This is a genomic window from Microbulbifer sp. YPW1 (assembly GCF_013367775.1).
Classification (GTDB): domain Bacteria; phylum Pseudomonadota; class Gammaproteobacteria; order Pseudomonadales; family Cellvibrionaceae; genus Microbulbifer.
In genome coordinates this window covers 2404668-2420301 of record NZ_CP055157.1, presented here as the reverse complement: position 1 = coordinate 2420301, position 15634 = coordinate 2404668, and the positions used below count along the sequence as shown (strand labels likewise).

Genomic DNA, 15634 nt, shown 5'->3' with positions numbered 1-15634 from the left:
AGCATGAGCGCAATTTCCACTAGTGGCGACTGGCTGCCGGTGGTGTTTATCGGGCTGATGGGGCTGGCGGTACTCGCCTACGCGATTCTCGATGGCTACGACCTGGGTGTGGGCATCCTGTTGCCCATGGGCGAGCAGGATGAGTGGCAGCGCGATACCATGATCGCGTCCATCGGCCCCTTCTGGGATGCCAATGAAACCTGGCTGGTACTGGCAGTCGGACTGTTACTGATTGCCTTTCCCGCGGCGCACAGCCTGATCCTGATGCACCTGTATATTCCAGTGGCGATCATGTTGATTGGTCTGATCATGCGCGGGGTCGCGTTCGACTTTCGCGCCAAGGCGGCGGTGGATCACAAGCTCGCGTGGGACCGCACCTTCAAGGTCGGCTCGCTGGTAACCACCCTCACCCAGGGCTATATACTCGGCCAGTACGTGATGGGGTTTGACCAGAGTCTGCCTGCCCTGCTGTTCTGTGGCATCAGCGCCCTCGGGGTCACCGCGGCCTACAGCTATATCGGTGCCGCCTGGCTGGTGCTGAAAACCGAATCCTCGCTGCAGGCGCGGGCGGTGGGCTGGACCAAAACAGCCGGACGCGCTTCCCTGGTCGGCGTGGTGGCGGTATGCCTGATCAACCCGCTGGTCAACCCGGGAGTATTCGACCGCTGGTTTACCTTCCCGCTGGTGATGTTCGTGCTGCTGATTCCTACCCTGTGTTTTCTCGGCTTTGTGGCCAACGACATTCTGCTGCGACGTTTGCCCAAGGAAGCGGATCGTCACTGCGGTGTGCCATTCGCCATCGTGGTCGGAATTTTCACCCTGTGCTTCAGCGGGCTCGGCTTCAGCTTTTTCCCGGATATCGTGCCCGGTCAACTGTCCATCTGGGAGGCCGCCAGTGCGCGGGAATCGCTACAGTTTATTCTGGTCGGCGCCGTGGTGGTGGTGCCCATGATCCTGATGTACACGGCGTTCTCCTACCGGGTGTTCCGGGGCAAGGCCACCGACCTGCACTATCACTAATCACTTTCATTAATTGGCCCGTAAATAAAAAGCCCCCGGGACTAACCGGGGGCTTTTTTTATGCAAGGGCGCCGTTGGAAATAAACGGCTTACTCCTGCCACTTGCGGTATTGCTTGATCACCTTGTACGGCTGCTCCGTGTACCAGGCGTAACCGCGGCGACGCTCTTCCGATACCTCATCCACATCGAAATACACCTTGCCATCGCGGTCGCCAAAAATCGGGCGATCGCTATCGATATCGTAAAAGCGCGCCCACAGCGGGTCGGCATCTTCCTCCGGCACCAGTGACGGCAGCTTGCCGTCGCGACGGTAACGCAGGCCGTCGATGCGGTGCTTCTCAAACCAGTCTTTGGCATCGTCGATAGACTTCTGGATATGTGCCGGCGGTTGCTCCAGTGACATCAGGAACAGCACCAGGTCGGCACTTTCACTGGTCGCCAGTGCCACCGGTTCGAAAGCGCGCGCTGCACTGGGGGCAAAGGTTTCCGCATCGTGCTGGGCGCCCCAGATAGCGGGTTTGCCTTGCACCTCAACCTGGGTGGCGGCCACCATTTCCAGTGCCCGCTGCAGGCTGTCTTGCGCCTGTTCGCGCAGTGCCTGCGGCACGAACTTCAGGCGCGCATCGTCATTGGCCGCGGCGGCGACAATGGCCAGCAGGCTGGTGATCGCGGTGTCGTTGTAGGTGATGTAGTCGTGATACTTGCCCCGCAGGGGGAAGGTCTGCGGCCAGCCGCCGTTGGGGTACTGGGCAATCAGGATGTACTTGAGCGCGCGGGTTGCGGAGTCGCAGTAGCGCGCTTCCCCGAGGCTGTTACACGCATTGGCCATGACCCAGAACTGGGTACTGGTGGCGAGATTGTCGAAGGTGGGCACGTAGCTTTTCTCGGTGCCGTACTGGTAGCCCTGCGGCCGCGGCACCCCCATATCCGTGCGCTTGGACCAGCCGCCGGATGGCGTCTGGAAAGTCAGCAGGTTTTCAGCGATCTGGCGCCCTTCCGGCGTGGTGAAAAAGTCGCTATCGGTGGCCGCCTTTTGCGCATCAAAACCAAAGCGCTTGGCTTTTTTCGGCTTGGGAGGCTTGTCCAGGCCCGCGGCCTTGGCTTCCGCCTTAACTGCGGCCTGGTCCAGCTTGTAGAGCTGTTCCGACATGGCCCGGTATTCGGCCATGGTCTTGGCAGGCTGTAATTGATCCAGCGGGTCGGCCTCTGCGTTGCAACCGGAAACGCTGAACACCAGGGCCGAGAGCAGCAGGGAGCGGACCGACAGTTGGGCAAATTTCATACTAGGGCTCGCTACGGGATTCTGTCAGGCAGAATTTAATTATTTGGTAAGGCCAAACGATGGTAGCAAAAGCCGTGTTGTGATGAAACTGTCCAAGAAACCGGACACAAAAAAGCCGGGACAAGCCCGGCTGGAAGGATGCATTCGGGCCCGTGAGCCTACCCTCAGGCAGAGGCCCCGGCCAGTTGCGCGGCCTTGACCCGGCGCTTCTCGCGCGCCGCCCTGCGTTTGCCGCGGCGCTGGTTCCAGATATAGATACCGGTGAAGGACAGCAGCAGCGGTGACAGACCAATTACACACCACAGGATCTTGCTCACCAGGCCGGCAAAGTTGCCAAAGTGCAGGCGGCGGTAGCTGTCGAGGATCTTGGCACCCAGTGAGGCGTCGCGGATATCGTAGCTGAGCATGTGCTCGCCACTCTGCGCGTTGTAGGTAATGTTACTGGCGTACTGACTGAGCAGCGGGTTGCCGGTATGCACATCGCCCCAGAAAGTGAGGTTTCTGCCGGGCTCCCACGGGAAGGAGATATAGGTGGTCTCAAAATTCTGCAGCTGGTTGCCGGTGTCATCCATCAGCGCCTGCAGGGAGAGGTCATCGCTGTACAGCCGCCGTTCCATTGTGTAGTGCTCGTGGCCTTCGGCGTGCTCTTCCATTTCATGGGCGAAGTGGGTGATGTTCCACCAGGCGCCGGTAAACCCGAGAATCAGCAGCACCGGCGCACCGATGATGCCGGTCATTTTATGCAGATCGGAGAAGTACACGATCATGCGCGCGTTCCAGCGCAGGGTGAAAAAGTTCTTCCAGAATTTGCGGTATAGAATAAAACCGGTGATGCCAAGCAGGCACAACAGAATCGAAAACACGCTGGTTACCAACATGCCCCAGTCCCCCATCAACAGGGTGTAGTGGAAGTCCAGCAGCCAGTCGGTGAGGTGATGGGTCAGCCCCATGGGCGCGCGCAGGGGCTCGCCGCTGTACTGGTCGATCAGGGCATAGGTCCACTCGTCGGTGCCGCGCTGCATGGTATACACCAGGTCCGCGCGCTCCTTGTCCTGGAACAGCGCCCAGCCCACCACTTCGTAGTCCGGAAAATGACTCTGCAGGGATGCCTCCAGGGTATCCAGGCTGAGACGCTCGCGCCCGCCGGACTCTACCCGCACCTTGTCCGCCAGGAGCAGGGAATCGATTTCGTGCTTGAACACCAGAATGCTGCCAGTCACGCAGATGAGAAGCAGCGGTACAAAGGCGATCAGGGCCATCCAGCTGTGCAGTTTGAACAGGGTCTTATTCATGATTTTTGGCGGTCTGTAAAAACACAATTTCTAAATACACAAACGGGGCGACGGTCTTCAGGCCCGCCGCCCCAGGGAATCACATCAATACGTTACCGAATCAGTAACGCCAGTTGACCGACGCACTGAAATTACGCGGCGCGGCATAGAAGCCCTGATCCCAGTAGAGGCTGCTGATGTACTTTTCGTCGGTGAGGTTTTCCCCATTGAGGGAGAAGCTCAGCTGCTCGGTCACTTTGTAGTTGGCGAACAGTTGCAGGGTGGCGTAGGCATCCTGCTTGATGGTGTGGCCGGCAGCGTGTATCCGGGAAATATCGTCCTGCCAGTTGATACCACCACCGACTTTCAGCCGATCCAGCATCGGCGGACGGTAGCTGGCGTACAGGCGCACGGTCTGGGCCGGGATAAAGTCGCGGTTCAGGCCGTTGCCCGCCTTGTTGTCGATGTTCACTTTGGCGTAGCTGAACTCCATGTTCAGACCGTCAATCAGCTCACCGCTCAAGGTCAGGTCGAAACCGTCGCTGTCGTAATCACGCCCTTCGTAAAAGTCGATCATGACCTGATCGTTGACCGGATCCGGGATCTGTCCGGCGTATTCCGCCACATTGTTTTGCTGGGTCTGGTAATAGGCCAGGGTCGCAATCACCTTGCCATCCAGGAACTGTCCCTTCACACCCACTTCGTCGTTCACACCTTCGGTGGGATCGATAAAGGTCAGGTCTTCCGCGATATCGTCCTGGGCGCGGAACGTCTCGGTGTGGCTCGCGTACAGGGAGTAGCTGTCGTCAATCCGGTACACCACGCCGGCGTAGGGCAGCACTTTGCCATCCACCTCGGTCAGCTTGCTGGTGCCGTAACCCACGCCCTCGGCTTCCCAGTTCACCACGCGTGCGCCCCCCACCAGACTCAGGTTGTCGGTAACGCGGAAGCGGGTCGCGGCAAATATGGCGCTCTGCTCGTAGTCGAAGTCGCTACCGGTGAGGCCGTCGGTATACACCGGGCGCACCGGGGTCTCGCCGTTCCACTCGGTGAAGTCACCGATCCACGGGAAACCGTTGGTGTAGTCGTACAGGGAAACTTCGGTAGTGGAACCTTCCGACCAGTTGTAGCCGAACAGCAGGTCGTGATCGCGGCCGAGCAGGCTGTAGGTACCGGAAGTGCGCAGGTCGAATACTTGCCGATCCTCGTCCAGGGTGTACTTGCTGGCGTAGCCGATCAGGCCTTCATTGGTTTCGCGATCCGGCAGGCTGTACATGTACAGCAGGTCGCTGTCGCCTTCGATATCCGCGGTGCTGTAGTAACCCTTCACTTCCCAGCCGTTAGCTAGTTCGTGCTTGAGCTCGGCGAAAATTTCTTTCTCGATGTTGTCCCAATAGGCCCACTTGGCCGAGGTGCTCGCGGACACATCGTAGTCGGTGGCAGTACCGTCGGAGTACACCAGCGGCAACGCGCCCCACATGGGACTGTCGGCGAGGCTGCTCTGGTAGCTGGCGCCGAGTGTCAGCAGGGTGGACTCACCCAGGTCTTTTTCCAGCGCGCCGTAGGCTACAGATTTGTCGGTGGCGTAGTAGTCCAGGTAGGAATCAGCGTCTTCCTTGGTCATTACCAGACGGCCGCGCAGGCCGTCGGTCAGGGTGCCGGATACATCGCTCTCCAGACGCAGGCTGCCCCAGGAGCCGGCAATGGCACTGAACGACATCTGCAGATCGTCGGTGGGACGCTTGCGCACCATATTCACGGTGGCAGACGGGTTACCGGCGCCACTCATCAGGCCATTGGCCCCGCGCACTACCTGGATGCTCTCGTAGATGGAAGTATCGGTCTGGCCGTTGCGGTTGCCGTAGGTAGCCGGCAGGCCCACACCGTCAACCTGGAAGTTGGTGACATCGAAGCCGCGCGAGGAATAGTAGGTACGGTCGGTTTCGACGCTCTCAACCTGAATGCCCGGCACTGCCAGCAGCGCGTCGTTCAGGTTGTACATATTGAAGTCATCCAGCTGGGTGCTGCCGATGGCGGACACGGACTGTGGCGTATCCATGATCGACAGGCCCAGGCCGGTGGCGGTGTCTGCCCCGTCAATCAGGTAGGACTCCGCCTGTTCCCCCACGACTTCTACATTTTCCACTACATTAGATTTGTCGTCGGCGTTAGCGCTGCCCGCCGCGATAAGAGCAGTTGCCAGCAGAGTACGCGCAAAAATGTGCTGTTCTGATTGCATCTTTGTATATCCCCAGAAGATGACCCCATGAATTTGGAACGGGATTCTAGAGAAGCACTTTCGCAAATGCAACTTATTATCATTTAGCTTTAGTTGAGCGTTCATGAGCCTGCCGTCAGCGGGGCTGACATCGGAATCAACAGCTAGACTTTTATCTGTAACGATTAAATTTTCACCAACCTACTGGAGATACATCAATGGCAATACCCTCCCACGCACTGGAAGCCGATTTCCCCAAATACGCCCAGACCATTCGGCACCTGCGCGAGGACGACCTCGAGTTCCGTTCCACCAGCGACAGTTACCACAAGCTGGATAAGGAAATACGAGGACTCGAAGAACGAGGGGTAGCCACCGATGACAATCACTTCAACCAGCTGAAGATACGCCGGGCGCACATGAAAGACCGCCTGTACCAACAGATCGTCCGCGAGAACGGCTCGGCCTGAACAAGCCGACTGCGCCCAGGACAATGCGCGTCGATCCCTAACGCGTACTGGGTAACCTCGCGCAAGGTTCTACGCGCAAGGTTCTAGCGGGCGCGCAATTCATAAATCTGCCACGGGATACGTCTAAGCTGTTCCTTATTTGAGGCGGCAAAGTGACTCCCGAGCGCAAGAGCCTGAACTGGATACTGCTGCACAGCGCTGCGATGTTCGCAGTGCTGTGCAGCCTGTTCACTGGACTGCGTATCGCCACCCTGCAGCGTCCGCTGGTCGCCGAGTTCGAAGAACTGCTGCCACAGGGCGCAGTACACCAGCTGCATTTTTTTAGCGCCCTCACCATTTCTCTCTGCGCCCTGCTGTATCTGATTTTCCGCATCAAAAATACCAGTCAAAAGAAGCGTCCACTCTGGTGCGGATGGCACAGAGCCATTATTCGTGCCGGTTACCCGGTATTGGCAGGCTCGCTTGCCAGCGGCTGGCTGATGTTTTTTACCGCTGGCAGCACCACCCGCGATATCCACTTTTTCTGCGCCCTCGGTATGGGCCTGTACCTGTTGGGACACGGGGGACTCTACCTGATTCGCTGGGGGCGTTCGGCGCTTTTCCACATTGTGCTTCCCGCGCGGGTGCGCCTGGGCATCAGCGCACTTGCTGCGCTCCCGTTGTTCGCAATCATGTGGCAGCTGACCAGCCAGCAAAGTCATTACCCGCTCGAAGTAAAGAGTATCGCCCTGAGTGATCATATCCATATCGACGGCAATGCCGATGAGCCCCATTGGCAAGCCGCCCGCTCTATTACGGTGAACACCGATGGCGGTGCCAACTTCGATAACGGCGCTACCAACGTGACCCTGCGTGCACTGAGCAATGGTACGGAGTTTTTCCTGCTGGCCCGCTGGCGCGACAGGGATAAAAGCCTGGCGCACCTGCCCCTGCTAAAAACCGATACCGGCTGGCAGGTGCAGCAGGATGGATTCCATGAGTTCAATGAAGTGCGCCATTACGAGGACAAGTTCGCGGTACTGCTCTCTCCCAACTGCGCGTTTGGCGCCGCGGGCACCGCACATCTGGGCCGCAAGCCATTGCCGGATAAACCGGCCAACTGGCACGGCAAGGGCTACCACTACAGCAGCGATGGCCAGCTGCACGACCTGTGGCACTGGAAAGCCGTGCGCTCCAACGATATGTATCTGGCCGACGACAATTTTATCGGCCCGGCAGACCGCCCCCGCGCCGGCGAGCGCCGCTATACCGCTGGTTACCAGCAGGATGGCAAGGAGTCCGGCGCCTATGTGATGAACTGGCAGTGGTACCGGCGCGACAGTATTACCCCCAAGCGGCTGCCGCAGAGCCCGGAGCAGTTGGCTGCGCTGTCCAATGCCGGGCACAACCTGCGGGTTATTCCCTGGTTCGATTATCACCCGTATACCGAAGCGGCCGATGCCGGGATTCCCACGGGCAGCGTGATGCCCTCGGTGCTGTACAACTCCAACCGGTTCGAAGGCGACCGCGCCGACGTGCGCGCGCGGGCGCGCTGGCATGAGGGATACTGGACACTGGAAATGGCGCGCAGTCTGGTAACCGGCTCATCGCTGGATGTCCCTATCGGCGACGGTATCTGCCTGTGGGTTTCCGCCTTTGACCGCGCGCAGATTGCCCACACCCGGCACACCCGTGCCATTCGCCTGGCGTTCGCCCAATGAACCGCTGGCAACGCACCTTCGTCGTTACTGGCCTGCCGCTGGTTTTATGCCTGGCTGCATTCCTCAAGCAACCGGCCAACCCGGAACCCCAGCCGTATCACCTGGTAAAAATAAATAACCGCGGCGACGCGCTTGCTCCCTGGTCCGGCCCCTGGTCCTGTGTTTGTGACACAAACACCGGCCTGTTGTGGGAAGTCAAAACCGACGATGAAAGTATTCACGATGGTCTCTGGACCTACTCCTGGTACCGGAAAGCGGAAACAGGATTCACGACCGCTGCCGCAATACAGGACGCAATGCCGCTACCGGCGGCAGGCTCCCAGAACCTTGGCGACTGCTACTTTGAACCGGACCGCTGCGATACCGCGGACCTGATCCGTCGCACCCGCGAGCAACAGCTATGTGCAGAAAATAACTGGCGACTGCCAAGCGCAACCGAACTGCGCACCCTGGTATATGCCGACAGCAAAGCGGGCCAGCCGGCCATCAATACCGCGTTCTTCCCGAAGACCAAGCGCGGGGATTACTGGACCGCGGATTCCGGAAAACCACTGCAGGGCATTTACCAGCATCTGGGAAGCGGCGCCGAAGCGGTCAGTTTTGTGGAAGGGCAACAGGTCACACTTCCACACCGCAATGCGGCATTTGTGCGCCTGGTGGCTAGAAATTCAAAAAGCTGTCACTAAGCGCTCGCACACTCTTCCTCGCAGTACCTTTTTCCAAACCAATTCGCCCCACAATAATCCTTAATCAGGACAGTTTCCCCATGAACAACTTTCTGGGTAGTAATCTATGGGCCGGAATCGCACGCAGTACCATCTGTGCTGCGATGTTCGCAGGTCTAACTTTCACAGACGCCAATGCGGCCACCAAACATCACCGGCTGGTATGGGATAGCGATGGTCGCGACAGCGCCGTCATCGGCTTTTCTCCGGACGGCAGCAGTAACAATCCTTACGTAAGTTACGGCTACACCACTGATGAGAGCGGCTGGTCCACAGCCGGTGTCGATGCCACCCGTACTTTTGACAGCAGTGTGGTCAGCCATTTCGTGCGTCTGCAAAATCTCACAGCGGACGCGGAAATTTTCTATCGCGTGTGTGACCAGGATGGCTGTGGCGATCGCTTCTGGTTTCGCACCGCGCCGCAAAACAACGACCCGTTTGTGGTCGTCGCCGGCGGGGATACCCGCACCGGCCACACCACCCGCCGCCAGGGCAACCAGTTGCTGGCAAAAATCCGCCCGCTGGCGGTGATGCATGGTGGTGACTTTACCGATGCCAATAGCGCATCGCAGATGCGCGCATTCCTCGATGACTGGGAGCTGACCTACTCCAGCGACCAGATCGACGGCTACAACTACCAGCGTATTTACCCGCTGATTCCCACCCACGGCAATCACGAAGACAACAACTACTTCACCCTGTGTCAGGTGTTCGGTGTGGATTTCGACGGCGACGGCAACTGCAATCCGGATGACACCTACGGTGCCGTGCAGGTGTCCCCGCTGCTGCGTGTTTACACCCTCAACAGCCAGTTCAAAAACAGCGGCTGGTCTTCCTATGCCAGCGCCATGAACAGCTGGCTGCAGAGCGACCTCGCGGCCTATGGCAGCAGCGCCCAGTGGCGTTTTGCCCAATATCACAAGCCCATGTTCCCGCACTATTCCGGTAAATCGGAAAACACCATTCTGCACAGCTGGTGGGCGCAGGACTTTTACGACAACGCGATCAATCTGGTGGTGGAGTCGGACACCCACATGACCAAACTCACCGAAGCATTGATCCCGGATGGCAACGGCTTTGCAGCGACCGGCAACGGCGGCACCGTGTACGTGGGCGAAGGTAGCTGGGGAGCGCCGGCGCGCTCCGCCAACGATCCCAAATCCTGGACCATTGATCTCGCCAGCATCCAGCAGTTCAAGGTGATTCAGGTGAGCGGTGAAGAAGTAGTTGTGCGCACCGCGCAGTTCAACACCTCCGCCAGCACCCTGAGCCGCGCCGAGCGCGCTGCCGATTCGCTGGTACTGCCCGGCAACATCAACTGGTGGAGTGCAAACCACGTGGGCGAAGCGATGAGCCTGACTCGCAACGCCAGTAACCGCAGCGTGATCGGGACCAACCCAGGCAGTAGCTCGAGCAGTTCATCCGGCGGTTCTTCCGGTAGCGGCTCCGGTGGGCAAGCCACAGCACTGACCGCCAGCGACGATGTATTTGTCACCGCCAACTTCACATCGACCAACTACGACGGCAGCAATGAAGGCCTGCTGGCCGATGCCAGCGATTCCGCCTATGGCCAGATGATGACCCTGGTGAAATTTGACCTGGACGATATCGCGAGCTGTAGCAGCTTCAGCAATGTCACCCTGGAATTGAATATCACCAACTACTCCAACAGCAGCTTCGGCGTTTACCTGGCGGCCAGTGACTGGCAGGAAGAGTCCGCAACCTGGGGCAATATTGGTGGCAGCGGCATGCTCGGCAGCCAGGTCGCCAGCTTTACCCCATCCACCACCGGACTGCGTCAGGTTGCGCTCGCGGGCAATGTCATTGAGAGCTGGCTGGGCGGTGGCAACCACGGACTGGTAATCGCCTCACTGGGTGGTAGTGACGGTGTGGATATGACCTCCAAGGAAACCGGTACCGCGCCGGTACTGACCGTCGACGCCGATTGCGGCGGCAGTTCGTCGAGTAGCTCCTCCAGTAGCTCCTCGGGCAGCTCTTCCGGTTCCGGCACCAGCCAGCAATTTGTGCAGGCTGCATCGGACGACGTATTCGTCGGCTCGGCACAGGGCGCGAGCAACTTTGATGGCAGCAGCGATGGACTACTGGCCGATGGCAGTGATCGCCAGTACGGGGAGCTCTACACCCTGGTCAAATTTGATCTGACAGGCATAGAGAACTGCTCCAGCTTTACCCAGGCCCAACTGGAACTGAACGTAACCGATCGCTCCGGAAATACCTACGGTATTTACCGAGCCACCGCAGGCTGGCAGGAAGAGTCCGCAACCTGGAACAGCGTCGGTGGCAGTGTGATTCTCGGATCACAACTGGCCAGCTTCGTGCCCTCCTCCACTGGCAGTCACCAGATTGACCTGCTCGCTTCCGGCATTGTGGAAACCTGGCTCGGCAACAACACCGGACTGGTCATCGCCTCCCAGTCAGGGAGTAATGGGGTCGACATGACTTCCAAGGAAACTGGACAGGGTCCGCTGTTGCGACTGCAGGGGCTGTGTCCGAGCAACTGATTTAGCAGGCCGCTTCACAAACGCGGCTCACAAAAAAGGGCTTTGCAGTGCAAAGCCCTTTTGGTTTTCCGGTTGTCGAATAGTGATTACTTTTCTTCGGCGCCTTTCAGGTGACGGTCAAAAAAGTCTTTCATCATCGTATACCAGTGCTTGCGGGTTTCCTTGCCGCGCAGGCTGTGCTTTTTACCCGGGTAGGTCATCAGTTCAAACTGCTGCCCGTTATCCTGCAGCTGCTTGATCAGCTTGGTGGTATTGGTAAACAGGACATTGTCGTCTGCCATGCCGTGGTAAATCAGCAGCGAGCCTTTCAGGTCCTTGGCGTACGGGAATACAGAGGACGCCTCGTAAGCCTCCGGGACTTCATTGGGGTTACCCATATAGCGCTCGGTGTAATGGGTGTCGTACAGCCCCCAGTCGGTTACCGGCGCACCGGAAATCCCCGCTTTGAAATAATCGCCGGCCTTGAACATGGTCATCAGCGCCATATAGCCGCCGTAGCTGTGGCCGTAAACACCGATGCGCGCGTGATCCACGAATGGCAGAGAGCGCAGGAATTTCACCCCGGTAACCTGATCATCCACTTCCACGCTGCCCATTTTTTTGAAGATCGGATCTTCAAATTTCTTGCCGCGATGGGCGGAGCCGCGGTTGTCCAGGGTAAATACCACATAACCCTGCTGCGCCATGTACTGGTTAAACGGTCTGTCCCAGCTGTTGGTCACCAGCTGTGCGTGCGGGCCGCCGTACAGGAATACCATCGTCGGATAGGTTTTCTTCGGATCAAAGCCCGCCGGTTTGTACATGCGGTAATACAGGGTGTGGCCTTCCGGTGCCTTGATGGTGCCGAACTCGGGCTCGATCCAGTCACTCATGTACGGGTACAGCGGGTGGCCTTTTTCCACCTTGTTTTCCTGCAGCCAGGTAATCCGCTTGCCATCGACACCGTGCAGGCTGACCTGGGCGGGAGTGGACGGATTGGAGTAAGTATCGATATACCCGGAAGCATCGTCGGCAAACTCGATACTGTGCATGCCCTCGCGGGACGAGATTTTTTCAATCTTGCCGTTGCCAACGAGATCGGTCACGTACAGGTGGCGCTCCAACGGGGTATCTTTACGCCCGGAGAAATACACCTTGCCATTCTTTTCATCCAGCGCTTCCAGCGCATCAATCGCCCACTCACCGCTGGTCAGCTGTGCCAGTTGCTTGCCGGAAAAATCGTACAGGTAGAGATGCTTGTAGCCGTCTTCTTCAGACGCCCAGATAAACCGCTCACTGTCTTTCAGGAAGCGCAGGCCATGGAACAGGTTCACCCAGGTATCACTGGTTTCCGTCAGGGCGGTGCGGGTCTTGCCGCTGGGGATATCCACAAAGCGCAGTTCCAGTCGGTTCTGGCTGCGGTTTTGCCACTGATAGGAAAGCAGGTTGTCACGGGCCCATTTTACCCGCGGAATATAGATGTCTTCGTTGCTGCCCAGGTCCAGCCACTGGGTTTTGCCACTGGCCAGATCCAGTACGCCCAGTTTGATTTTTACATTGGGACGACCCGCCGCCGGGTAGCGCTGTTGGATCATGTCGATCCGGTCTGCGTAGATTTCGCTGCGGGTAACTTCGTCCACCGGGCTTTCGTCTACCTGCAGGTAGGCGATACGTTTTTCATCCGGTGACCACCAGTAACCGGTCATGCGGTCCATTTCTTCCTGGGCCACAAATTCCGCCATACCATTTTTGATCGGGCCTTTACCATCGCTGGTGAGCTGACGCTCCTTGCCGGTTTCCAGATCCACTACAAAAATATTCTGGTCGCGGATAAACGAGACAAAGCGCCCATGCGGGGAAACGCGCACATCGGTTTCGAAAGCTTCTGTTTCGGTCAGGCGCTTGGACTTGCCGTCTTCCAGCGCGTAATAGAAGACATCACCGGCGAGAGGAAACAGCAGGGACTTGCCATCCTTCGACCAGCTGTACTCCATGATGCCGCTGCCAAAGATGCGCTGGCGCTCACGGCGGGCCTTCTCTTCGTCCGAAAGCTTTTCCTCACCTTGGTGGAGCTTGTCGGAGTTCACCAGCATGCGAGTCTCGCCATCGCGCAAGCGGTACTCCCACAGGTCGTAGCGGTTGTAATCTTCCTCGCGCCCTTTCAGAAAAGTGACCCGGCTGCCATCAGGCGAATACTGCAAGGCACGCGGGCTGGTACCGCTCAGGGCGGGATCCGAGAATATTCTGTCGATAGTCAGCTGCTCGGCAGAGGAATAACTGGCAAAAGCGCAGCCAAGCAGGAAAAAGAGTTTCCGTTTCATACAACCACTCGCGATCTGGGTTTTCTGGGCTATTTATTGGGGCTTGATAGAACCGGAGATAATAGGCGGCCCGCCATTTAAGCGCCAGAATTTGCGGTGATTCGAGGTTATTTGGCGTCAAGCGCCGGCACTGGTACGGGCTTCACCCTCGCCCGCGGCGAGAGCACACTAACCACCGACCAGAAACACCACCGACACCGACGAAATAACCGGGTTACCCCAAAAATCATTGTATGTGACCATTACCGTGATTGAGGTTATCGATCATCCGACGAGTAACGATGCGAGCCCTCCCCCGCCAATTAAACCGCGACCAGATCTGCCCCAGTAGTTCACAGGCACAAAGTCCGGCCATTACCGTGGGAATCATTTTCGATAAGAAGTTAATTTAACGTTAGATACTTTCAGGCGAGCGGGAAAATCGGGTGGTGGGGGGGGGAGAAAGTCTGGACGGATACCGTGTTGTCAGCAGCACTGGAACTGCCAGACACAGCAGGTTCCCACAAAAAAGTGCCTACTAACGCACATTTTCTCCCTTAAAGCTCAGTCAATCCCAGCATTTCCTGTGGATTGACACACACTGTAAGGGCCGCAACCGTACTCATTCGGGTCATTTGCAAGTGCTTACATACCCTGCATTTCGGTGCGTGTGCCGGGACATATCAGTGAGAACGCGGCGCCAAAGGATATTTACACGCCAAGAATCCCCGGCCATTATGTAGGGATACAGAAATACAACGAAGAAAAAAGGCAGGCCGCGATGGAAAAGCACTACCTTAGAATTGATATCGTCTCAGATGTCGTCTGCCCCTGGTGTGTCATCGGCTTCAAACGTCTGCAACAGGCCCTCGCCAAATTCCCCGGACAGTTTGACCTCAATATCGTCTGGCACCCATTTGAACTGAACCCGCAAATGCCGCACTCCGGCGAAAACCTGCGCGAACATATCACCGACAAGTACCGCATCTCCGACCAGGAAAGTGCAGAAAACAGAGAACGGCTTACGGAGATCGGTCGGGAGCTCGGCTTCACATTCAATTTTACCGACGAGATGCGTATCTACAATACCAATCAGGCTCATCGCCTGCTCCACTGGGCCGAGCCCACCGGGCACCAGACTGATCTGCAGATACGCCTGTTCGAGGACTACTTTACCCACGGCAAAAACCTCAACCACGAGGAAGTACTGTTGGATGCCGTAGAGGCCGTCGGCCTGAACCGGACAGAAGCATCGCAAGCGCTTCAGGATAAAGCGATCACCCGACAGACCCTGGCCCGTGAAGAGCAATTGCTGTTACAGGGTATCCGCGGCGTGCCGCTGTTTATGTTCAATCACGAGCATGCGATCAATGGAGCCCAGGAAGTCAGTGCATTCGAGGCGCTATTACAACAACTGACAGAATCCGCTAGCTGATCCCGCGCTCGTAAAGGTTCATCCAGTAGGCCGCCACTGCGGGTCTTTTTCACTATGGGCCCCCTTCAGGAAAGAAAACACCACGGAAATATCTATGAAAAGTCGGACCAGCACCATTGCCGGACTTATCTCAGGGCTTTTACTGATTGGCGGTTGCGATGCTGATAAAGCCGCGCGCCAGCCACAGGATCAATTCCTCGAGAACATAGCCAACTACTGCGGACAGGCCTTCGCGGGAGAGATTGTCGCCAATGAACCACGCACCAACGAACCCGATGCATTCGAAGGGAAGACACTGATAATGCATGTGCGCGGCTGCGATGCCCCCGAACAGGAAATTCGTATTCCCTTCCACGTGGGAGAAGACCGCTCCCGCACCTGGATACTGACACGCACTGAGGATGGAATCCGCCTAAAGCACGACCACCGTCACGAAGACGGCAGTGAGGATGCCGTCACCATGTACGGAGGGGATACCAGTAGTGAGGGAACGGAAAACCGGCAGGAATTTCCGGTGGACCAGGAATCTATCGAGACCTTCAAACGCGAGGGATTGAATGCCTCACTGGAAAACACCTGGGCGATGGAGATTCACCCGGGCAAGGCATTCATTTACGAGCTGACCAGACCAAATGGGCGTGAATTCCGCGTCCAGTTCGATCTGACCAAGCCCGTCGAGACGCCACCAGCACCCTGGGGCCACTGAGCCCC

General features: G+C 57.7%; 11 protein-coding genes. 7 read left to right on the top strand and 4 right to left on the bottom strand.

Annotation, left to right across the window (positions count from 1 at the left end):
* The first annotated feature begins 3 nt into the window (after positions 1-3).
* Positions 4-1020, top strand: coding sequence for a cytochrome d ubiquinol oxidase subunit II (locus HUW35_RS09915; RefSeq protein WP_181255646.1), 1017 nt, complete (start codon positions 4-6; stop codon positions 1018-1020).
* Between the two features lie 89 nt (positions 1021-1109).
* On the opposite strand, the gene pelA is transcribed toward HUW35_RS09915, so the two are convergent.
* The 3 genes from pelA to HUW35_RS09900 form a co-directional block, all read right to left on the bottom strand.
* Positions 1110-2303 (bottom strand): pectate lyase, encoded by a 1194-nt coding sequence (gene pelA, locus HUW35_RS09910; RefSeq protein ID WP_181252203.1) that lies wholly within the window; start codon positions 2301-2303, stop codon positions 1110-1112.
* A gap of 164 nt (positions 2304-2467) precedes the next feature.
* On the bottom strand, positions 2468-3595 hold the full coding sequence (locus HUW35_RS09905) for a PepSY domain-containing protein (protein ID WP_181252202.1): 1128 nt from the start codon (positions 3593-3595) through the stop codon (positions 2468-2470).
* Between the two features lie 100 nt (positions 3596-3695).
* Positions 3696-5813, bottom strand: a complete 2118-nt coding sequence (locus tag HUW35_RS09900; RefSeq protein WP_181252201.1) for a TonB-dependent siderophore receptor — start codon at positions 5811-5813, stop codon at positions 3696-3698.
* A 197-nt stretch (positions 5814-6010) separates the two neighbouring features.
* Here HUW35_RS09900 and HUW35_RS09895 point away from each other — a divergent pair, with 197 nt between their 5' ends.
* From HUW35_RS09895 to HUW35_RS09880, 4 genes are all read left to right on the top strand, one after another.
* Positions 6011-6262 (top strand): YdcH family protein, encoded by a 252-nt coding sequence (locus HUW35_RS09895; RefSeq protein ID WP_181252200.1) that lies wholly within the window; start codon positions 6011-6013, stop codon positions 6260-6262.
* A gap of 152 nt (positions 6263-6414) precedes the next feature.
* Positions 6415-7962, top strand: a complete 1548-nt coding sequence (locus HUW35_RS09890) for an ethylbenzene dehydrogenase-related protein (RefSeq protein ID WP_219932521.1) — start codon at positions 6415-6417, stop codon at positions 7960-7962.
* Positions 7959-8648 carry a DUF1566 domain-containing protein gene (locus tag HUW35_RS09885; protein ID WP_181252199.1) on the top strand — a complete coding sequence of 230 codons (690 nt, stop codon included), beginning with the start codon at positions 7959-7961 and terminating at the stop codon, positions 8646-8648. Before HUW35_RS09890 ends, HUW35_RS09885 begins: the two co-directional genes overlap by 4 nt.
* 80 nt (positions 8649-8728) lie before the next feature.
* Positions 8729-11209 carry a DNRLRE domain-containing protein gene (locus tag HUW35_RS09880; RefSeq protein ID WP_255463220.1) on the top strand — a complete coding sequence of 827 codons (2481 nt, stop codon included), beginning with the start codon at positions 8729-8731 and terminating at the stop codon, positions 11207-11209.
* A gap of 86 nt (positions 11210-11295) precedes the next feature.
* Here HUW35_RS09880 and HUW35_RS09875 read toward each other — a convergent pair whose 3' ends face one another.
* Positions 11296-13509: a S9 family peptidase gene (locus tag HUW35_RS09875; RefSeq protein ID WP_181252198.1), complete on the bottom strand. Its 2214-nt coding sequence runs from the start codon at positions 13507-13509 to the stop codon at positions 11296-11298.
* A gap of 760 nt (positions 13510-14269) precedes the next feature.
* Between HUW35_RS09875 and HUW35_RS09870 the strand changes: the two genes are divergently transcribed.
* Positions 14270-14923, top strand: a complete 654-nt coding sequence (locus HUW35_RS09870; RefSeq protein WP_181252197.1) for a DsbA family oxidoreductase — start codon at positions 14270-14272, stop codon at positions 14921-14923.
* 94 nt (positions 14924-15017) lie between these two features.
* Positions 15018-15629: a hypothetical protein gene (locus HUW35_RS09865; RefSeq protein ID WP_181252196.1), complete on the top strand. Its 612-nt coding sequence runs from the start codon at positions 15018-15020 to the stop codon at positions 15627-15629.
* Positions 15630-15634 lie beyond the last annotated feature (5 nt).